Genomic DNA, 20228 nt, shown 5'->3' with positions numbered 1-20228 from the left:
GCGGCTCCTCAGGGTGACGGTGAGAGAGTGGACGGCGCAGCGAGGGTATCGGCGCTGGCACCTACCTTGGCCGCGTGCTGCCTTACATCCTGCCCGAGCAGCTGATCCAACCGTTCGCGCAGTTGATCCTGGTGGTAGGGCTTGGCCAGCCGCGGCAGGTCGACCTGGAAGCCATCGGGCAGTTCGGCATAGCCGGTGGCGAGCAGGACAAGGAGTTGCGGCCGCACTTCGCGCGAGGCCGCGGCGAGCTCCATGCCGGTCATGCCGGGCATCACGTGATCGGTCATCATCAGGTCGATCTCCTGGTCGCTCTTCAGGATATCGAGCGCGTGCGGTCCGGAACTGGCGCCGATGACGCGATGGCCGAGATCCTCCAGCATCTCCATGGTGGACATCGCGATCAACGGATCGTCGTCGACGAGCAGGATCACTGCCGACCGCCTGACCGGCCGCGCCGCGGGCGCCGGGCTCTCGGCTTCCGGCGCGGCGGTCGCGACCGGCAGCACCAGCACCGCCGTGGTGCCCTTGCCGACCGCACTCGAGAGCTGTAGCGCGCCGCCGAGCTGCACCGCGAGCCCGTGCACCATCGACAGGCCGAGCCCGGTCCCCTTGCCCACCGGCTTGGACGAGAAGAACGGCTCGATCGCCCGCTTCAGCACGTCCGGCGCCATCCCGGTGCCGCTGTCGATGACCGACAGTTTCAGGTAGTTGCCCGGCTGCAACGCCGGATCGTTCCGGGCCTGCTCGCTCCTGGCTTGCTCGCTCCTCGTCTGCCAGGCCGCGAGCCGGATCTCGATGGTGCCGCCATCCGGCATCGCGTCACGCGCGTTGATCGCAAGGTTGAGGATCGCAAGCTCGAGCTGGTTGGTGTCGATGCAGGCCGGCGGCAGCCCCTCGGGAATGTCGAGCCGCAGCGCGATGCGCGGTCCGAGCGATCGCTCCAGGAGATCGCTCATGTCGCGCACCAGCGCGCCGAGATCGACCGGCACCGCGCGCAGATCCTGCTGCCGCGCGAACGCGAGCAGCCGCTGCGTCAGCGATGCACCGCGCTCGGCGCCCTGTAGCGCGCCGTCGATCAGCCGTTGCAGGCGCGGATCCTCCGGCACCCGCTTGCGCAGCAGATCGAGATTGCCCATCACCGCCATCAGGAGATTGTTGAAATCGTGCGCGACGCCGCCAGTGAGCTGGCCGATCGCCTCCATCTTCTGGGCATGGCGGAGTTGCTCCTGCGCCCGCTCGCGCGCGGCGACCTCCTTCATCAGGTCGGCGGAGCGATGCTCGACCCGCTGCTCCAGCGTCGCGGTGAGCTCGGCAAGCGCGGTGCGCTCGGCGGCGAGCTGCGCCAGCAGCGCCTCGCGTTCGATCTCCGCGGTCTTGCGCGCGGTGATGTCGGAGCAGACCCCGACCAGCGAGCGGATGCTGCCGTCGGGCCGGCGCACCGCGCGGGCGCGGACGTCGACCCAGTGCTCGGTGCCGTCGGGCCAGATGTTGCGATATTCGATCTGGTAATCCGCACCGGTGCGCAGCGTCTGCTCGGCGATCTCGCCGCGGCGCGCGCGGTCATCGGGATGCACCGCATCCAGCAGGTCCTGATAGGTGAAGGGATCGCCGGGCTTGCGCCCGAAGAAGCTCTTGCAGGTCGGCGACGCCTCGAGGTCGAGACCCGGCAAATGGACCTCGAGCGCGCCGAGATGGCCGGCATTGAGCGCGGTCTGCAACAGGTCTTCGCTCTCGGTGAGGTCCTCGAGGATCTGGCGGGTCTGGTACTGGCGGCGGCGGCCGCGCACCGCCGCGGCCACCAGGCTCACCAGCGTGGTCGGATGAAACGGCCGCTCGACGAAGGTGACATTGCCGAGCACACGGCCGAGCCGCGCCGCTTCCGGACTACGCTCCGATCCACCGCCTTCGCTCATCAGCACGATCGGAAAATCCGACCATGACGGCTGCTCGTTCAGCCAGCGCGTCAGGCCGGCGAGATCGGCGCTCCTGATCGCCTCATCGGCGATGATGGCAAGGCCCGCGCCGCTTGCGACCTGACGCTCGAGCTCGGCGAGGTCGCCGCAGATGTTGGCGTAGTAGCCGGCTTCCTTGATCAGATGGGCGGTCTTTACGGCGTCCCGCTCGTTCGCGGCCAGGATGACCGCGCGTTCGGAGGACGGACCGGGCCTCATTGCGCGCGCCCCTCAAGCTGCCGCGCAGCACCAGACGAGGCATCAAGAAGCCGCCGGGCGGCGAAAGCCACGATGCCGGCGGCGGGATCGATACACGTCATGGGGCCCCCTAACCGGAGCGAAACTCGCTGGTGCCGCCAACCGTTCCCCGGACGCGCAGTTATTTTTGTCGTAGGGGCAGCCGCTTGGGCCCTCCCTCCGAAACGGCAGGACGATCGCCGACGACGGATCGGGCTCCGTCGCGGCCGCGCCGCCAAATATCGAAAACAACCCCATGCAAAGCAGCCGGCGGCGTCGGCCTTCGACACGACGACTTGACGCGTCGGGCAAATCAAGGGTACATTTCTAATATTCCGAAAACACTGCGTCGCCCGATCCGGGAAGGGGCCGGGATGGTCAGCCCCAGCGACGCTGGCCCGCCTTAGCGCCGCTCGATCACCAGGCTCTGCACCGTCCGGCCGAAATAGCCACTGGTGTCGGCAAGCCGCGACATCGCCAGTCCGGCGCCGTCAGGCCCGATCCAGGACTCGCTGTCGAGCAGGACCCAGTCGCCGACCGGCTCCCGCGCCAGGCTCACCGTGAGGTCGGCGTTGATGAAGGTCCATTGGCTGAAATCGAGCGCCGGCGAGACGCCGTTGGAGAAATCCGAGGCGACCACCGCCCGCATCGCCTGCGACACGGCGGCGCCCGCGATCAACGGCCGGTCGACCCGGAACCAGATCGCGCCGGGTCCCATCACGCCAAAGCGGCCGCGCGCGGCCCGCATCGAGATGCATTTGACGAACGGGCTGTTCGCGAGATTACCCGGCTCGATCATGCTTTGCTCGGGCCCCGGCAGTTCGACCGGAAGCGCCGCGATGTCAGGCGGCAGCTCGGCGGTCTGCTGCTTGATCTTCAGCACGCTGGCCGAGACCACGACCACATCGTCGGCGAGCAGCCTGACGCCGCAGAGCTGGATCTTGCGGCCATCGCGCAGGATCTCGCTTTGCACAGTCAGCGGCGCCACCGGCACCGGACGCATCAGATCGATGGTGACGCGCGCGATCCGCATCGGCACCGGCGTGGCGATCGCTTCGGCCGCCCACACCACCAGCGACGCCGGCGCTGAGCCATGCTGCATCCGCGGGTCCCAGGGACCCGCGGCATCGGGACTGGTGACGACGCGGTCGCCGTCAACCCTGAAGATCGGGTCCATCAAAGCGCCGGATCAACCGCTTCGTCGTACTCCTTCTTGAACCGGCCAATCAGCTCGGCCGCGGGCACCACCTTGGAGATGCTGCCGACACCCTGGCCGGAGCCCCAGATCTCCTTCCAGGCCTTCGGCTTGGCGCGCTCGCCCGACGAGTCGGTGCCGAAGCTCATCTTCGAAGGATCGGATGTCGGCAGGTTCTCAGGGTCCATGCCAGCCGCGACAATCGACGGCTTCAGGTAGTTGCCATGCACGCCGGTGAACAGATTGGAGTAGACGATGTCCTCGGCGGACGAATTGGTGATCATGCTCTTGTAGCCCTCGACCGCATTCGCCTCTTTGGTGGCGATGAAGGCGGAGCCGATATAGGCGAAGTCGGCGCCGATGATGCGCGCCGCGCGAATGGCGCGGCCGTTGGCGATCGTGCCCGACAGCGCGATCGGCCCGTCGAACCACTGCCGCGTCTCCGACACGAACGGGAACGGCGACAGCGTGCCGGCATGACCGCCGGCGCCGGCCGCGACCAGGATCAGGCCGTCGGCGCCCTTCTCGATCGCCTTGTGCGCGAACTTCTGATTGATGACGTCGTGGAACACGATGCCGCCCCAGCCGTGGACGGCCTGGTTGAGCTCCTCGCGCGCGCCGAGCGAGGAGATGATCATCGGCACCTTGTGCTTCTCGCAAAGCGCCATGTCGTGATCGAGCCGGTTGTTCGACTTGTGCACGATCTGGTTGACCGCGAACGGCGCCGACGGCCGCTCCGGGTGCGCCTTGTCGTAAGCGGCAAGCTCTTCCTTGATCCGGTACAGCCATTCGTCGAGCAGCTCCGGCGGCCGCGCGTTCAGCGCCGGAAACGAGCCGACCACGCCGGCCTTGCACTGCGCGATGACGAGGTCGGGCACGGAGATGATGAACAGCGGCGCCCCGATCACGGGTAGAGACAGGCGGCCCTTGAACAGAGCAGGCATGGACATTGGCGGCGGATCCTCAAGCTGGTTGGTCTCGAATGCTGACCGTCATACCAACAAGGCAATCTTTCCAGTGTCAAGTATTGCGTTATGGCGCTGCAATAAGGATGACAAAACCTCATCCAGGCAACGTGATTTTCTCAGGCGTTTGGCATCCCAGGCGCGATTTCGAAGCAGCTTATTGGCACACCGCCCGCGTCACGAAATTTTCCGCCTTGCAGTCGTTCGGGCCGCGCTTGTGGCCCGGCAAATAGACCAGCGGAGAGCATTTCTCCGTGGTGCTGATATCGATGCCCTTGCCTTCCTTGTATCCGTTGCTCTGGCACAGCCGGTCGGCGCCGATCTTGCAATCGGGCGCCCCGTTGGCCGCCACCGCGCAGGCCGCGCGCCCGGTCACCATCGTCGAGGGGCGCGCCAGATTCGACAGGTCGTTGAAGGTCTCGCTCGGGCTCTTCAGCGGCGGCAGCGCCAATTTCGACTTCTCGAACAGTTTTCCGATTTCGTTGATCAGCCCGGGATTCTCGCGCTCGACCGGCGCGGGCGGCAACTCGATCTGCTGCTGAGGTTCCGGCGGCTGCTCCGCGGCCGACTGGACCCCGAGCGCCGGCTGCGCGGCCTGCGCCCGGCCGCGATCGATCGTCGCCAGCATCACCGACAGCGCAAGGCCCGCCAGCACGGCGCGCGATGTTGCGGCGGGAACGAGCCAATCCCTGGTTCTGTCAGCCATCGCGGCGAGCGTAACCCGAAGCCATCGGCAGGCAAAGCCGCAAGCGGCTAGTCATTTTGACGCGTTTTCTTCCCGCGAACCGGAATCCACTTCGCTCGAAAACGCTTCAGATCAGCTTGAATGCGACAACGAAGCCCAGCACCAACACGATCGCGCCGAGCGCGACCCACAGGCCGAGCCGCTTCTCGAGCTCGGCGCGGATGACGTCGCCATAGCGGTTGAGCAGCAGCGCGACGAAGAAGAAGCGGCCGCCGCGCGCGACGATCGAGCACAGGATGAAGAGCCAGATGTTGTAGCCGGCAAAGCCCGAGGTGATGGTCACCAGCTTGTAGGGGATCGGCGTCAGCCCCTTCAGCAGGATGATCACAGCACCCCATTCGGCATAGGAGGCGCGGAACGCGTCGACCTTGTCGGAGAGACCGTAGAGATGGATCAGCCACTGCCCGAGCGAGTCATAGAGCAGCGCGCCGATCGCATAGCCGAGCACGCCGCCGGCGACCGAGGCGACGGTGCAGACGGCCGCGAACCACCATGCCCGCTTCGGCCGCGCCAGCGACATCGGCAGCAGCATGATATCGGGCGGGATCGGGAAGAAGGAGCTCTCGGCGAAGGCAACGGCCGCGAGAATCCAGAGTGCGTAGGGCTTGTCGGCCGCCTCGACGCACCAGTCGTAAATCCGTTTCAACATGGGCGCGATGAACCATCATGGAGCGGATTTGTCCATGCCGGGAGTGGGTAGATTTGCGGCGATTTACGGCTGCCGTTTGCGCAGCCGGTTCTCCAGCGCGACAATTCGACGCCGAACCACCGGGACGGGCGCGGTCTTGGACAGGTTCTTGGAGACCTTGACCGGCGACTTCGGCAGCTTCTCGGCGATCCCGAGCAGCCGCTCGCGTCGCTCCATCTCGCGCCACACATGCTCCGGCTTGACGCCAGCCGACGCCCAGAGGACCGTGAGGTTGTAGAGCAGGTCCGCGCTCTCGCGAACGACGGCGTCAGAATTGCCGCTGACGGCGTCGATCACGACCTCGACCGCTTCCTCGGCGAGCTTCTTGGCCATCTTGGCCGGCCCGCGCTGAAACAGCCGTGCGGTGCGCGACGTGGCCGGATCAAGATCCTTGGCCGCGATCACCGCATCATAAAGCCGCTCGATCGAATCACTCATTCTTCGAGCCTAGTCGAAACGCGTCGCCAGCGTGTTAACGGCGCGCGCGACGACAAAAAAATCCACCGGCCTCGAGGCCGGTGGATTGAGTGCTTTGTGACAGTTTCGAGAACCGCCGACGACCTCAGTAAGGCGTATAGGGCAACTGCGACCGGCGATACCCGCGATAGCCGTAATACGGTCCGCCGCCATAATAGGCCGGGCCACCGTAGTAGACGGGACCGCCGCCGTAATAGCCCGGGCCACCGTAATAGCCGTAGGAGTCATAGTAGTCGCGGCGGCTCTGGGCAGCGGCGATCGCCAGGCCCGTACCGACGATGCCAGCGAACGCTGCCGCTGCGGCCGCGCCACCGCCGCCACCGCGATAGTAACGGCGCCGCGCACTGATATCGGTCGCGCCGCTCGTGCCGTGTGATGTGGTCATTGCGGCCGCCTTGCCTGCCGGAGCAGAGCCTGCGAAAGCCATCGTCGGCTCAACGGCCGTCAACGCCACCGCGGCAACCGTTGCCAATGCGGCTGCGCGGCCAACAGACGAAAAAACACCTTTTCGCGCAAACATTGCAGTCATCCTTTGTGGAAGCCGGCCCGACGGGCCTTGGTTAGCTAACCACTCCCTCCAGATTAGGTTCCCCAAGCCGAACGCAAGCTGAACAACCCAGGGTTAACGCAAGGCAGTCATCGGACGTTCACCTTGCCAGGGACAGAATGCAGACAAATAACGCTTGAAATTGACGCTTGATATGCACGCCTGCCTGGCGCATTCGGTGTCCTGAAGCAGGCGTAGCCGGCGCGGCACTTTGTCTCGCCTCCCGGACGGTAGGATGCAGGTAACTCGGATCACCATTCTCCGCTGGATACTGGCCGTCGTGATCGGCGTCTCGGGCGGGGCATGGCCGGCCGTCACGCCGCTGCACGCCGGCGATGCACCACAGCCGCTCACCGTCCAGTTGACGCTCGACCGGCCGCTCGATGCCGCAGCGGCCCCGTTCGTGATGGCATCGGCCGGCGGCCTGTTCAGCGCCGAGGGCCTGGCGGTCGGCACCAACATTGCCACCAGTTCGGCGGACGCGATCGCACGTGTCGCCGACGGCTCGAGCGATTTCGCCCTCGTCGACATCAATGCGCTGATCCGCTTCCGCGACAAGCCAGGCGCCGCCCCCATCAAGGCGGTGTTCGTACTGTTCAACCAGGCGCCCTACGCGATCGTTGCCCGCAAGAGCCGTGGCATCAAGACGCTGGCCGATATGGACGGCAAGAGCCTCGGCGTCGCCGAAGGCGACCTCTCGATCCGGCTGTGGCCCGCGATCGCGAAGCAGAACGGCATCAAGCTTTCGAGCGTGAAGCAGAGCACCATCAGCGCGGCGGTGCGCGAGCCGATGCTCTCCGCCGGCCAGGTCGATGCCGTCACCGGGTTCTCCTATCTCTCGGCGATCAATCTGCGCGATCGCGGCGTGCCGGCCGACGATCTCGCGGTGCTGCGCTTCGCCGACTATGGCTGCGAAGCCTATGGCTTTGCCGTGATCGCCAGCCCGCGCCTCGCCGGTGCGAAGCCGGATACGGTCAAGCGGTTCGTGCGCGCGGTGATCGGCGGCACCAACCTCGTCATCAAGGACCCGGCCCGCGCCGCCGGCGAGGTGGTGAACCGGATGGATGGCGGGTCACGCGATCTGGAGCTCGAGCGGCTATCCGCCATCATCCGCGACAATATCCTGACCGCCGAAGTGAAACGCAACGGCATCGGCGGCATCGAGGCGGAGCGCTTCGAGCGCTCGGTCGACCAGCTTGCCGAGGACGGCAAATTCCTGAAGCGGCCGCACACCGCCGACATCTTCGACGACCAATTCCTGCCGCCGATCGACGGCCGGCTGGTGAATTGAGAGCACGCGAATGCATAACTGACGAACTCCGCCAAGTGTTCAGCGTCGTCCTGGCGAAGGCCAGGACCCATTACCCCGGCCGTTTGTTGTTGCGCGACGCCGGGGCCACTATCCCACTCACGATCAAGTTCGGTGCCTATGGGTCCTGGCTTTCGCCAGGACGACCGCGCAGGGAGCAGCTCGCCACAATTATCGTCACCTGAGCATGACGCGCTGTCACCGCTGGCCCTGCATCGCGAACCCTGATTAGATCGTATCCCGCCTGACCGGGCGACCATTGTTCGAGAGTCCCGCCGGCATGTCCATGCTTCGCCTCTATACCCGTGTCCTCGAACTGCTCGGCAAGGAGGCGCGGCTCGGCTGGATCCTCGCCGCCGCCAACTTGGTGCTCGCCGGCGCGCAATTCGCCGAGCCGGTGTTGTTCGGCAAGATCGTCGACGTGCTGTCGGGCCGTCCGGTCACCGGAATGTTCGCGACCTCCTCGGCATGGCCGCTGCTTGGCGCCTGGGCGGCATTTGGCCTGTTCACGATCGGCTGTAGCGCGATCGTAGCGTTGCAGGCCGACCGGCTGTCACACCGCCGGCGTCAGGCGGTGCTGACGAGCTATTTCGAGCACATCCTGCAACTGCCGCTGACCTTCCATTCCGGCACTCATTCCGGTCGGCTGATGAAGGTGATGCTGAATGGCGTCGACGCGCTGTGGCGGCTCTGGATCGGCTTCTTCCGCGAGCATTTCGCCGCGATCATGTCGCTGGTGGTGCTGCTGCCGCTCGCGCTCTACATCAACTGGCGGCTCGCGATCCTGTTGTTCGCGCTCTGCGTCGTGTTCACGGTGCTGACCACGTTGGTGGTGCGCAAGACCTACGGCATGCAGAGCGAGGTCGAGGCCTATTACAGCGACCTGTCGGCGCGTGCCTCCGACGCGCTCGGCAACGTCGCACTGGTGCAGAGCTTCGTGCGGATCGATTCCGAGGTGCAGGGCCTGCGCTATGTCGCCGACAAGCTGCTGGCGGTGCAGATGCCGGTGCTGTCATGGTGGGCGCTGGTCTCGGTAATTACCCGCGCCTCGACCACCATCACGGTACTCGCGATCTTCACCGTCGGCATCGCGCTGCATAACGAGGGCCTGACCACGGTCGGCGAGATCGTGATGTTCGTCTCGTTCGCCACCATGCTGATCCAGAAGCTCGAGCAGGTGGTGAGCTTCATCAACAATGTGTTCATGGAGGCGCCGCGGTTGCAGGAATTCTTCGACGTGCTCGATGCGGTGCCGGCGGTGCGCGACCGGCCCGGCGCGATCGATCCCGGACGGTTGTCGGGCCTCGTCGAATTCAACGACGTCTCGTTCTCCTATGACGGCAAGCGGCCGGCGATCGAGGATCTCACCCTCACCGCATTGCCGGGCCAGACCATCGCGCTGGTCGGTTCGACCGGCGCCGGCAAGTCGACCGCGATCGCGCTGTTGCATCGCGCGTTCGATCCGCAATCCGGCATCATCAAGATCGACGGTATGGACATACGTGCGATGAAGCTGACGGCGCTGCGGCGAAACATCGGCGTGGTGTTTCAGGAAGCGCTGCTGTTCAACCGTTCGCTCGCTGAGAACCTCCGCGTCGGCAAGCCGGACGCGACCGATGAGGAACTGCGCACCGCCGCGGCCCGCGCCCAGGCGCTGGATTTCATCGAGCGCAGCGAGAAGAAGTTCGACACCCATGCCGGCGAACGCGGCCGCATGCTGTCCGGCGGCGAACGCCAGCGGCTGTCGATCGCGCGTGCGCTGCTGAAGGATCCGCCGATCCTGATCCTCGACGAAGCCACCAGCGCGCTCGACGCGGTCACGGAGGCCAAGGTCAACGCTGCTCTCGACGAAGTGATGAAGGGCCGTACCACATTCGTGATCGCGCACCGCCTCTCGACCATCCGTTACGCCACACGCATCCTGCTGTTCGACCAGGGACGGGTGATCGAAAGCGGAACTTTCGATGAACTGGTCGCAAAAGGCGGCCGTTTTGCCGATCTCGCGCGTGCCCAGTTCATGGTGCAGGAGCAGGCGCGCACCAGCATCGAGACGCCATAAATCGGGCTTTCCAATTGAGGCGGCTGCCGAAATTCAGCCGATTTCGTCCACGATATAATTGGCCGGCCTCTGTTCTCTACTGGCAAGCCGGTATAGGGTTTGCACCGCCGCAACGCGGCGCCGGACACGCTTGAAACCCGAACGTCAATCGCAAGACCTCCTCTTCCCAGAAGGCGGGTCTCAAAGGACCGGAACCGGACTCGTGCAATTTCCTCGCCCGCTGCGCCCGTCGTTGAAATGGATCCTTGCCGTCGCGATGCTCGCGATCGCAACGCCGCAGATGGCGCGCGCCGAGGCGCTGCTGGTGGTCGAGGCCGATACCGGCAAGGTGCTGCAAGCCGACAACGCGACGATGCCGTGGTATCCGGCTTCGCTCAGCAAGCTGATGACGGCCTATGTCACGCTGAAGGCGGTCAAGGACGGCCGGGTGTCGCTCGATACGCTGCTCACGGTGTCGCCGACCGCATCGTCGCAGTCGCCCTCGAAGATGGGCTTCCGGCCCGGCACCCAGGTCACCGTCGACAACGCGCTGAAGATGATGCTGGTGAAGTCGGCCAACGACATGGCCGTGGTGCTGGCCGAAGGCGTCGGCGGTTCGATCGACGGCTTTGCCGGCATGATGAACCAGACCGCGCAAAAGCTCGGCATGACGCAGACGAGCTACGTCAATCCGAACGGCCTGCCTGCCGACGGCCAGATCACCTCGGCGCGCGACATGGCGATCCTCGCCCGCGCCATCATCCGCGACCTGCCGGAATACGAGTATTTCGTCCACATCCCCTCGATCCGCTTCGGTCGCCGCGTCACCCAGAACTTCAACAAGCTGATCGGCCGCTATCCCGGCGCCGACGGCTTCAAGACCGGCTTCATCTGCGCCTCCGGCTACAATCTGGTGGCGTCGGCGACGCGCGACGGCAAGCGGCTGATCGCCGTGGTGCTCGGCGCCTCGTCGGGCCGCATGCGCGCGATCCGCGCCGCGCAATTGCTCGATCGCGGCTTCGCCGGCAACGGGCTGGCATGGCTGCGGCCCTCGCTCGGCACCGTCGACAATCTGGTGCCGATCGATGCCACCCCGCCGAACCTGCGCGAGGAGATGTGCGGCGCCAAGCACAAGCGCCCCGCCAGCGACGAGGACGGCGAGGACACCGTCGCCAATGCCGGAGGCGCCAGCACCAATGGCGACAATGGCGCGAGCTTCTTCGCCTCCGGCCTCCAGGCCGCGATGCCGACCAAGCCGGCCGACATGCTGGCGCAGCCGGCCGCGGCGTCCGAGCCGGTCGTGGTTTATACCGGGCCGACCAAGACCGGCGCCGCGTTGATCGCCGCGGTCGACGCCGACACCGAGAAGATGCAGCCGGCCAAGCGCGCCAAGGGCAAGCACACCCGCGCCGCAGGCAAGAAGCCCGACGCAGCTGACGACGCCAAGGCCGACGCCAAGAGCGCCTCCAAGCCGGCGGCCAAGCCGGTGCGTCACGCCAACGCCAAGCCGGATGCCGCAGCTGCGAAGCCGGCGGCGGACAAGCCGGCCGCTGCAAAGCCCGCCGGCAAGCCGGTGGCGGCAAAGCCGGCCGCGAAGCCGAAAGCCGCGGACAAGCCCAAAGCTGACGCCAAGCCCAAGGCTGACGCCAAGCCGGCCGGCTAGCAGAGCGTCCCCCTCCGATCTTCCCAATGCGTCGATAGCGCGCAGCGGCTTGCCATTGGCCGCGGCATCGCTCAATACTGCTTGAAATACCGCGGCCAAGAATAATGCAACCAAGGCGCGGAAAACCCGGAATCAATCCGGGACATCAGGCAAATTTGAGAGAGGGAAAGACCATTATGGAGCGGATCTGGCTCAAGCATTATCCGGCCGGCGTGCCTGCCGATATCGACGTCACGCAATATTCGTCGCTGGTCGAATTGCTCGAGGAGAGCTTCAGGAAGTTCGCCGATCGCAAGGCGTTCATCTGCATGGACAAGGCGATCACCTATCGCGAGCTCGACGAGATGTCGATCGCGCTCGGCGCCTATCTCCAGGGCAAGGGCCTGCAAAAGGGCGCGCGGGTCGCGCTGATGATGCCGAACGTGCTGCAATATCCGATCGCGACCGCAGCGGTGCTGCGCGCCGGCTTTGCCGTGGTCAACGTCAACCCGCTCTACACTCCGCGCGAGCTCGAGCACCAGCTCAAGGATTCCGGCGCGGAAGCCATCATCGTGCTGGAGAACTTCGCGACCACCGTGCAGAAGGTGCTGCCCAACACCGCCGTCAAGCACGTCATCGTCGGCAGCATGGGCGACCTGCTCGGCTTCAAGGGCGTGATCGTCAATCTGGTGGTGCGGCGGGTGAAGAAGATGGTGCCGGCCTGGTCGATCCCCGGTGCCGTCCCCTTCAACGACGCGCTGTCGGCCGGCCGCGGCCTGAAGATGAGCAAGCCAGCGCTGACGCTCGATGACGTCGCCTTCCTGCAATATACCGGCGGCACCACCGGCGTCTCCAAGGGCGCGACCCTGCTCCATCGCAACATCCTGGCCAATGTGCTGCAAAACGACGCCTGGTTGCAGCCGGCGCTGGTGAAGCCGCCGATCGTCGAGCAGATGGTCATCGTCTGCGCGCTGCCGCTCTATCACGTCTTCGCGCTCACCGCCTGCTATCTGCTCGGCATGCGGTGCGGCGGCACCAATCTGCTGATTCCGAATCCGCGCGACATGGCGGGCTTCGTCAAGGAGCTGTCGAAGTACCAGGTCAGCTTCTTCCCGGCGGTCAACACCCTCTACAATGGCCTGCTGAACACGCCCGGATTCGACAAGCTCGACTTCTCCAAGCTGAAGATCGCCAATGGCGGCGGCATGGCGACGCAACGGCCGGTCGCCGAGAAATGGCTGAAGGTCACCGGCATCTCCTTGTCGGAAGGCTATGGCCTGTCGGAGACGTCGCCGACCCTGACGTGCAATCCCGCCACGATCGAGGAGTTCTCCGGAACGATCGGCCTTCCCGTTCCGTCGACCTGGCTCTCGATCCGCGACGACGACGGCAACGAATTGCCGCTCGGCCAGGCCGGAGAGATCTGCGCCAAGGGCCCGCAGGTGATGGCAGGTTACTGGAACAGGCCGGACGAGACCGCGCGCGTGATGACCGCGGACGGCTATTTCCGCACCGGCGACATCGGCGTGATGGACGAGAAGGGCTACACCAAGATCGTCGATCGCAAGAAGGACATGATCCTGGTCTCCGGCTTCAACGTCTATCCGAACGAGATCGAGGAAGTGATCGCGAGCCACCCCGGCGTGCTCGAATGCGCCGTGATCGGCGTGCCCGATGCGAAGTCCGGCGAGGCGGTGAAGGCGTTCGTGGTCAAGAAGGACCCGAACGTCACCGCCGAGGACATCATCAAGTTCAGCGCCACCCAGCTCACCGGCTACAAGGTGCCGAAACAGATCGAGTTCAGGACCGACCTGCCGAAGACCAATGTCGGCAAGATCCTGCGCCGCGAGCTGCGCGACGAGAAGAAGGCCGCGGCCTGACGACATCACGAGCGGGCGTTGGATCGACATGACTGACGCCCGCATCGCGACGCCTGCCGACGTGCTCGCCTTTTGGCGCGAGGCTGGCCGCGATCGGTGGTACACGCGCGACGATGCCTTCGATGCGGAAATCCGCAACCGCTTCCTCGCCACCTGGCAGAAAGCGGCTACCGGCGAAATGTCGTCATGGGAGGCGAGCGACGACGGCGCGCTGGCGCTGACCATCGTGCTCGACCAATTTCCGAGAAACCTGTTTCGAGGCGATGCCAAGGCCTTTTCAAGCGATACGCTGGCCCGTGAGGTGGCAGGCCGCGCCATCGCGCGCGGCGTCGACGCGCGGACCGACCCAGGCTTGCGCGAATTCCTCTATCTGCCGTTCGAGCATTCGGAGGACCTCGACGACCAGCAACGCTGTGTGGCGCTGTTCCGGCAATATGACTGCCACCCCGACAACCTCAGATATGCCGAGGACCACGCCGACATCATCCGCCGGTTCGGCCGCTTCCCGCACCGTAACCGGGTGATGGGCCGCGAAACGACCGCGGAGGAACAGGCCTTTCTCGACGCCGGCGGGTTTTCCGGCTGATGACGGAACGGTGACCAGAGCCTTTACCGTTCCGATTGAATCGAAACGGGGCTCTAGAATCTTGTTTTGACGCGTTTTCTTCACGCGAACCGGTATCCACTTCGCTCGAAAACGCTCTGCTCTCCGGCATTGCCGTTCTTGCAGCAGGTCGTATTGTGCCGTCCAACCGCCGGGTCTAAGACAATTCAGCTTCACCGAGGGAGAATACCGATGACGATCAATGTTGGCGACAAGCTGCCGGAAACCAAGTTTCGCGTGATGACCGCCGAGGGTCCGCAGGTCAAAACCACCGACGATATTTTCAAGGGCAAGAAGGTCGCGCTGTTCGCGGTGCCCGGCGCCTACACCGGCACCTGCCACAAGATGCACCTGCCGAGCATCTTCCTCAACGCCTACGCCATGAAGAACAAGGGCGTCGACACCATCGCGATCGTCTCGGTCAACGACGCCTTCGTGATGAACGCCTGGAAGCGCGACACCGACCAACGCGACGAAGCCGTCTTCCTCGCCGATGGCAATGCCGACTTCGCCAAGGCGATCGGCATGGAGCTCGACGCCTCGGGCAACGGCCTCGGCATCCGCTCCCACCGCTACTCGATGCTGGTCGAAGACGGCGTGGTGAAGAAGCTCAACAAGGAGCCGGCTCCGGGCAAGGTCGAAGTCTCCGGCGGCGACACGCTGCTCGGCCAGCTCTGAGCCGACGCCCCAGGCACACTGCCGGCGCCCGGCTTGACCGGGCGACCTGGCACGACGCGGCCTCTCGTTTCGGCCATCACCGTCTCTGGAATACTGGATCGCCCGCCTTCGCGGGCGATGACAGTTTTGGGCATGGCGATCACCGCGACCGCGGAATTGTAGGATGGGTAGAGCGCAGCGAAACCCATCAACTTCGTGTCGGGCATGGAGATCGTGGGTTTCGCTTCGCTCTACCCACGCTACGCAGACGGTTCGCGGCGCGATAGCGCCCCCTACCCCTTCAGCTTCGCCATCGCCACGCCCTCGCGCGCGAGCTCGTCGGCGCGCTCGTTCTCGGCGTGGCCGGCGTGGCCCTTGATCCAGTGCCAGCGCACCTCATGCGGCTTCAACGCGGCGTCGAGGCGCTGCCACAGCTCGACATTCTTGACCGGCTTCTTGTCGGCGGTACGCCAGCCGTTGCGCTTCCAGCCATGGATCCAGCCGGTGATGCCCTGGCGGACATACTGGCTGTCGGTGGTGACGTCGACCACGCAGGGCTTCTTCAACGCCTCCAGCGCCGAGATTGCCGCCATCAGCTCCATGCGGTTGTTGGTGGTATGCGCCTCGCCGCCCTTCAATTCCTTCTCGACATCGCCGAATCTCAGGATCGCGCCCCAGCCGCCCGGTCCGGGATTTCCGGAGCAGGCACCATCGGTGAAGACAATCACATGCGGCTTGTCGCTCACGCCGCGCATCCCGCCGGCGTGATGCCGTAGTCGTTGATGGCGGCGACGCTCTGCTGGAAGCGCAGCTTGCGGACATATTCCAGCGGGTCCTTCGGCTGCACCAGCGCGCCCTCTGGCACGTTGAGGAAATCGACCAGCCGGGTCAGCAGGAAGCGCAGCGCGGCACCGCGCGCCAGCAGCGGCAATGCGGTTTCCTCTGCCGCCGACAGCGGCCGCTCGCGGCCATAGGCATTGAGCAGCGCACGCGCCTTGGTGACGTTGAAGGAATGATCCGGCTCGAAGCACCAGGCGTTGAGGCAGATCGCGACGTCATAAGCCAGGATGTCGTTGCAGGCGAACGGGAAGTCGATCAGGCCGGACAACTTGTCCCCGAGGAAGAAGACGTTGTCGGGAAACAGGTCGGCATGGATCACGCCGACCGGCAGATCGGTCGGCCACGCGGCCTCGAGATGATCGAGCTCGCGCGCGATGAAGTCGTGCAAGCCGAGTTGCACGCTGTCGGCCCGCGCGGCGGCGAGATCGAACAGCGGCCGCCAACCGGAGACCGACAGCGGGTTCTTGCGCACCAGCGGAAAGTCGCGGCCGGCGAGATGCATCCTGGCCAGCGCATCGCCGACGCCAGCGCAATGCGCCACGTTCGGCCGCCGCGGCCAGACGCCTTCGAGGAAGTTGATGATCGCCGCGGGTCGGCCGGCGAGCCGGCTGGTGACCTCGCCCTTGCGGTTGCGCGCCGGCTGCGGGCACGACACGCCGCGCGCGGCGAGATGCGCCATCAGCGACAGGAAATACGGCAGGTCGTCCTCCGCCACGCGCTTCTCATAGAGCGTGAGGATGTAGGCGCCCTGGCTGGTGTGCAGCAGGAAGTTCGAATTCTCGACACCCTCGGCGATGCCCTTGTAGGAGAGCAGTTCGCCGATGTCGTAGCTCTTGAGGAATTCCGCGAGGTCTTCGGCGGCAACGTCGGTGTAGACCGCCATATGGTCTATTCCGCCGCGGCAGCGTCGGGCCGCAGCGAACGCGGCAGCGGGAAGAACTCGTTCTCTTCCGCGGCCGAGACCGTCTCCACATGCAGTTCGTAACGCTCAGCGAAAGCGCCCATGATCTCCTCGACGATCACCTCCGGCGCCGATGCGCCCGCGGTGATGCCGAGGCTCTTGATGCCTTCGAAGCGCGCCCAGTCGATGTCGCTGGCCCGTTGGGCAAGGATCGCGATCGGGCAGCCCTCGCGCTCGGCGACCTCACGCAGTCGCTGCGAGTTCGACGAGTTCGGCGCGCCGACCACGATCAGCGCATCGACCACCGGCGCCACCTTCTTCACCGCAAGCTGGCGGTTGGTGGTGGCGTAGCAGATGTCTTCCTTGTGCGGACCGTTGACGTTCGGGAAGCGCTGCTTGAGCAGCGCCACGATCTCGGCGGTGTCGTCGATCGACAGCGTGGTCTGGGTCACGAAGGCGAGGTTGTTGGGATCCTTCGGCATGAAGGTCTTGGCGTCCTCGGCGGTCTCGATCAGGGTCACGGCGCCCTCGGGCAGCTGGCCCAGGGTGCCGACCACCTCCGGGTGGTGGGAATGCCCGATCAGCAGGATCTCGCGGCCGCGCTTGAAATGGATCGCCGCCTCGCGGTGGACCTTGGTCACCAGCGGACAGGTCGCGTCCAGCGAGAAGAAATTGCGCGATTTGGCCTCGGCGGGAACCGATTTCGGAACGCCATGGGCCGAAAACACCACCGGCGCGTTGGTTTCATCGGGGATTTCGGACAATTCCTCGACAAAGATGGCACCCTTGGTCTTCAGGCTGTCCACCACGTACTTGTTATGGACGATTTCGTGCCGGACATAGACCGGGGCGCCATAAATCGTGAGGGCACGTTCGACCGTGTCGATGGCGCGGACCACCCCGGCGCAGAAGCCGCGGGGGGAACAAAGCACGATTCTGAGATCGGGTTTTTTCGCTGACATCAGGCTGTCTCGGGGCAAATTTCGGGACCGAATCACCCCTCGCCGGCGGGCGGGGAACGGCCAGTTAAGGTAAGGACTTGGGGCTGCTTTCGGGCGCTGTCAAGGCGATTTTGCTGGCCCATTGCGCCATTCCCCCCGGAGGGCTTATATAGGCGGCATAATTCCCGTCATCGCCGATGACTACCAGCTTCGCCTCGACAGAGGTGGGCGAAGCACAAAGGAGATTTGCCATGAGCAACGCACCGCTGATGCCGAAGGCGACTGCCGTGTGGTTGGTCGATAATACCGCCCTGACCTTCGATCAGGTGGCCGATTTTACCAAAATGCACCCCCTGGAAGTCCGCGCCATCGCCGACGGCGACGCCGCCCAGGGCATCAAGGGCATGGACCCCATTTCCAACGGCCAGTTGACCCGCGAGGAGATCGAGCGCGGCGAGCGCGACCAGAATTACCGCCTCAGGCTCCAGGAGAGCAAGGTGGTGCTGCCGTCGGCCGCCAAGAAGAAGGGCCCGCGCTACACCCCGGTGTCGCGCCGCCATGAGCGGCCCAGCGCGATCCTCTGGCTGGTGCGCAACCATCCCGAGCTGAAGGACGCCCAGATCATGCGTCTGGTCGGCACCACCAAGACCACGATCGCGAGCGTGCGCGACCGCACCCACTGGAACGCCTCGACGCTGACCCCGATGGACCCCGTCACGCTCGGCCTGTGCTCACAGATCGAGCTCGATTTCGAGGTGCAGCGCGCTGCCAAGGAGAAGCCGACCACGACCGTCTATGGCGGCGCCACCCTGCTGCCGGCCTCCGAGACCACGCGCAAGGACGAGTTCGACGACCAGCCGGCCGAGAAGCACGACGACCTCAACGTCGATGCCGTGTTCGCCAAGCTGAAGACGATCGGCGGCAAGAAGGCCGACGACGAGGAAGAGTGAGCACCGACCGCGCATCGCGTAGAATGCAATGCCAAACGCGGCGGGACCACCCGCCGCGTTTTTGTTTGCAGCACGCGGTGCTTGCGGCCTTCGCTCAGCCGAACGAGAAGCGCCGGTGCGCGAAGTCGAGCAGCGGACGCTCGAAGTAGCGGTAGCTCAGGGCGCACAACCCGAACGTCAGGACAAATGCGCCGAACGTCAACGAAATGCCGGCGAGGCTCTCGATCGTTCTTGGTTCATGCAGCACGGCGAACAGCAGATACACGATGACGTGGTGGGTGAGGTACGCCGCGTAGGAGGTTCTGGCGAAGAAGGTCGCGACCGAACTGCGCAGGATCGCGAGTTTTGGCGAGCCACGGTTTTCCAGAACGACAAATAACAGCGCACCGAAGAAGATCTCGACCTGGGTGTGCGAGAACGCCACCGACCAGCGCTTCCAGCCGAACAGCCATAGCAATGGAAGCGACAGGCTCGACCATTTGAGGATCGCGGCGACGCGTCGGGAGACCTCGGCATCGGGCTTGCGATAGAGCCGCCACCAGGCGATCAGCGCGCCGATCGCGAGCGAATCGATCCTGAATTGCGGCAGCACGTACCAGCCATAGGCGTCCGGCAGCGCGCTGTCGATCAGGCGCCCGATCGGGCAGATCAGGATCGGCACCAGCAGGATCGCGAACAGTCGCTCCGGCGGCACGTTGCGGACCAGCAACGGAAACAGCAGATAGAACTGCTCCTCGATCGCAAGCGACCAGGTCACGGCCAGAAAGTAGGCGCCATCGGTCTGCGCCTTGGCCATGCCGAAATTCTGCAAGCCGAACAGATACAGCCAGCCGGGCACGCCCCTGGTGTCGAACAGGTCGGGGCTGAGCGAGAACGTCCAGCCGATCAGCGCGGCCGCGCACATCAGATAGTAGAGCGGCCAGATGCGAAACGCGCGCCTGCCGTAGAACGCCGAGTAATATCGCTCGGCCGTGCGATGCCGCAGCAGGATGTCGGTGATCAGATAGCCGGACAGAATGAAGAACAGGTCGACGCCGAAACGCCCGACATGCAGCAATTTCCACGGCCAGCCGTCGGGACCATCAGGCGTTCCGAAATAGTGCCAGATGACTACGATCAGGACCGCGATCGCGCGCAAACCGTCGAGCTCGCCGATCCTGTCACGCTGCACCGCGAGCTCGCCTTCCTTAGGAGATCCGCGCCGTAGCCGCGGCGCCTAGTGCCGGTCCGGATTGTTCATCATGTATTCGCCGAGATCGCGCTGCCGCCGATCGGTACGGGCTTCGGCGTTCTGGCGCTGGACGTCGCGATCCTTGCGGCAGGCGACATATTCGGGCGAGCCGACCGCCACCTTGCCATTCGCCTGGCAGTACTGATCGTCGTCGCCCATGCTCTCCGCGATCGGCGATCGCCCGCGCTCGAGGCAGCCTGCCAGCAGCGGCAGGGCGAGCAGCAATGCGAGGGGCGCGCGTGCGGAAATGGATCGCATCTGTGGGTCCGTAGCTCGTGGCGTCATGGCGTTGGACGCCGGGATGACCCGGCAATCCATCAAAATCAAGGCCATTTTGCTTCCGGATGCGTTTCGATGACGCACGTTCCGATTGTGCGGTTCGCGCCCTCATCGATCATCTCGCCCGAGGGCACCCCTCTCCCCACCCTC

19 protein-coding genes are annotated in these 20228 nt (G+C 65.1%); 7 read left to right on the top strand and 12 right to left on the bottom strand.

Annotated features, from left to right (window positions below):
- Nucleotides 1–8: 8 nt before the first annotated feature.
- The 7 genes from B2W55_RS30530 to B2W55_RS30500 form a co-directional block, all read right to left on the bottom strand.
- Nucleotides 9–2171, bottom strand: a complete 2163-nt coding sequence (locus tag B2W55_RS30530) for a hybrid sensor histidine kinase/response regulator (RefSeq protein WP_024579093.1) — start codon at nt 2169–2171, stop codon at nt 9–11.
- A gap of 421 nt (nt 2172–2592) precedes the next feature.
- Nucleotides 2593–3366, bottom strand: a complete 774-nt coding sequence (locus tag B2W55_RS30525) for a thioesterase family protein (protein WP_024579092.1) — start codon at nt 3364–3366, stop codon at nt 2593–2595.
- A complete protein-coding gene (locus B2W55_RS30520; protein WP_024579091.1) occupies nt 3366–4334 on the bottom strand; it encodes an NAD(P)H-dependent flavin oxidoreductase in 969 nt (322 codons plus the stop codon). The genes B2W55_RS30525 and B2W55_RS30520 overlap by 1 nt, the downstream gene beginning before the upstream one ends.
- 172 nt (nt 4335–4506) lie before the next feature.
- Nucleotides 4507–5055: a hypothetical protein gene (locus tag B2W55_RS30515; protein WP_024579090.1), complete on the bottom strand. Its 549-nt coding sequence runs from the start codon at nt 5053–5055 to the stop codon at nt 4507–4509.
- 106 nt (nt 5056–5161) lie between these two features.
- Nucleotides 5162–5743, bottom strand: a complete 582-nt coding sequence (locus B2W55_RS30510; RefSeq protein ID WP_024579089.1) for a YqaA family protein — start codon at nt 5741–5743, stop codon at nt 5162–5164.
- 63 nt (nt 5744–5806) lie between these two features.
- Entirely contained in the window at nt 5807–6220 is a 414-nt protein-coding gene (gene hisE / locus B2W55_RS30505; RefSeq protein WP_024579088.1) for a phosphoribosyl-ATP diphosphatase, read from the bottom strand.
- Between the two features lie 124 nt (nt 6221–6344).
- Nucleotides 6345–6779: a hypothetical protein gene (locus B2W55_RS30500; RefSeq protein WP_024579087.1), complete on the bottom strand. Its 435-nt coding sequence runs from the start codon at nt 6777–6779 to the stop codon at nt 6345–6347.
- A 262-nt stretch (nt 6780–7041) separates the two neighbouring features.
- Between B2W55_RS30500 and B2W55_RS30495 the strand changes: the two genes are divergently transcribed.
- The 6 genes from B2W55_RS30495 (at nt 7042) to B2W55_RS30470 (ending at nt 14957) form a co-directional block, all read left to right on the top strand.
- Nucleotides 7042–8097, top strand: coding sequence for an ABC transporter substrate-binding protein (locus tag B2W55_RS30495; protein WP_024579086.1), 1056 nt, complete (start codon nt 7042–7044; stop codon nt 8095–8097).
- Between the two features lie 298 nt (nt 8098–8395).
- Nucleotides 8396–10174: a glucan ABC transporter ATP-binding protein/ permease gene (locus B2W55_RS30490; protein WP_024579085.1), complete on the top strand. Its 1779-nt coding sequence runs from the start codon at nt 8396–8398 to the stop codon at nt 10172–10174.
- 256 nt (nt 10175–10430) lie between these two features.
- Nucleotides 10431–11816, top strand: a complete 1386-nt coding sequence (locus B2W55_RS30485; RefSeq protein ID WP_043855474.1) for a D-alanyl-D-alanine carboxypeptidase family protein — start codon at nt 10431–10433, stop codon at nt 11814–11816.
- A 176-nt stretch (nt 11817–11992) separates the two neighbouring features.
- The gene (locus B2W55_RS30480) at nt 11993–13675 is read left to right on the top strand and encodes a long-chain fatty acid--CoA ligase (protein WP_024579083.1); all 1683 of its coding nucleotides are present in this window, start codon (nt 11993–11995) and stop codon (nt 13673–13675) included.
- A gap of 28 nt (nt 13676–13703) precedes the next feature.
- The gene (locus B2W55_RS30475; protein WP_024579082.1) at nt 13704–14261 is read left to right on the top strand and encodes a DUF924 family protein; all 558 of its coding nucleotides are present in this window, start codon (nt 13704–13706) and stop codon (nt 14259–14261) included.
- A gap of 210 nt (nt 14262–14471) precedes the next feature.
- Nucleotides 14472–14957, top strand: coding sequence for a peroxiredoxin (locus B2W55_RS30470; RefSeq protein WP_024579081.1), 486 nt, complete (start codon nt 14472–14474; stop codon nt 14955–14957).
- 272 nt (nt 14958–15229) lie between these two features.
- Here the strand turns inward: B2W55_RS30470 and rnhA are convergent, their stop codons facing one another.
- The 3 genes from rnhA to ispH are packed head-to-tail and all read right to left on the bottom strand — an operon-like array spanning nt 15230 to nt 17639.
- Nucleotides 15230–15691 (bottom strand): ribonuclease HI, encoded by a 462-nt coding sequence (rnhA, locus tag B2W55_RS30465; RefSeq protein WP_192827256.1) that lies wholly within the window; start codon nt 15689–15691, stop codon nt 15230–15232.
- A complete protein-coding gene (locus B2W55_RS30460) occupies nt 15679–16659 on the bottom strand; it encodes a homoserine kinase (protein ID WP_024579079.1) in 981 nt (326 codons plus the stop codon). Before B2W55_RS30460 ends, rnhA begins: the two co-directional genes overlap by 13 nt.
- A gap of 5 nt (nt 16660–16664) precedes the next feature.
- Nucleotides 16665–17639: a 4-hydroxy-3-methylbut-2-enyl diphosphate reductase gene (gene ispH / locus B2W55_RS30455; protein ID WP_024579078.1), complete on the bottom strand. Its 975-nt coding sequence runs from the start codon at nt 17637–17639 to the stop codon at nt 16665–16667.
- A gap of 230 nt (nt 17640–17869) precedes the next feature.
- Here ispH and B2W55_RS30450 point away from each other — a divergent pair, with 230 nt between their 5' ends.
- Nucleotides 17870–18568, top strand: coding sequence for a DUF1013 domain-containing protein (locus B2W55_RS30450; protein WP_024579077.1), 699 nt, complete (start codon nt 17870–17872; stop codon nt 18566–18568).
- Nucleotides 18569–18662: 94 nt separating this feature from the next.
- On the opposite strand, the gene B2W55_RS30445 is transcribed toward B2W55_RS30450, so the two are convergent.
- Nucleotides 18663–19739, bottom strand: a complete 1077-nt coding sequence (locus B2W55_RS30445) for an acyltransferase family protein (RefSeq protein WP_024579076.1) — start codon at nt 19737–19739, stop codon at nt 18663–18665.
- 45 nt (nt 19740–19784) lie between these two features.
- A complete protein-coding gene (locus B2W55_RS30440) occupies nt 19785–20057 on the bottom strand; it encodes a hypothetical protein (RefSeq protein WP_029878796.1) in 273 nt (90 codons plus the stop codon).
- Nucleotides 20058–20228 lie beyond the last annotated feature (171 nt).

The sequence above is a fragment of the Bradyrhizobium sp. UBA2491 genome, from assembly GCF_002341725.1.
Lineage (GTDB): Bacteria > Pseudomonadota > Alphaproteobacteria > Rhizobiales > Xanthobacteraceae > Bradyrhizobium.
This window is presented reverse-complemented; position numbering and strand designations above follow the sequence as displayed.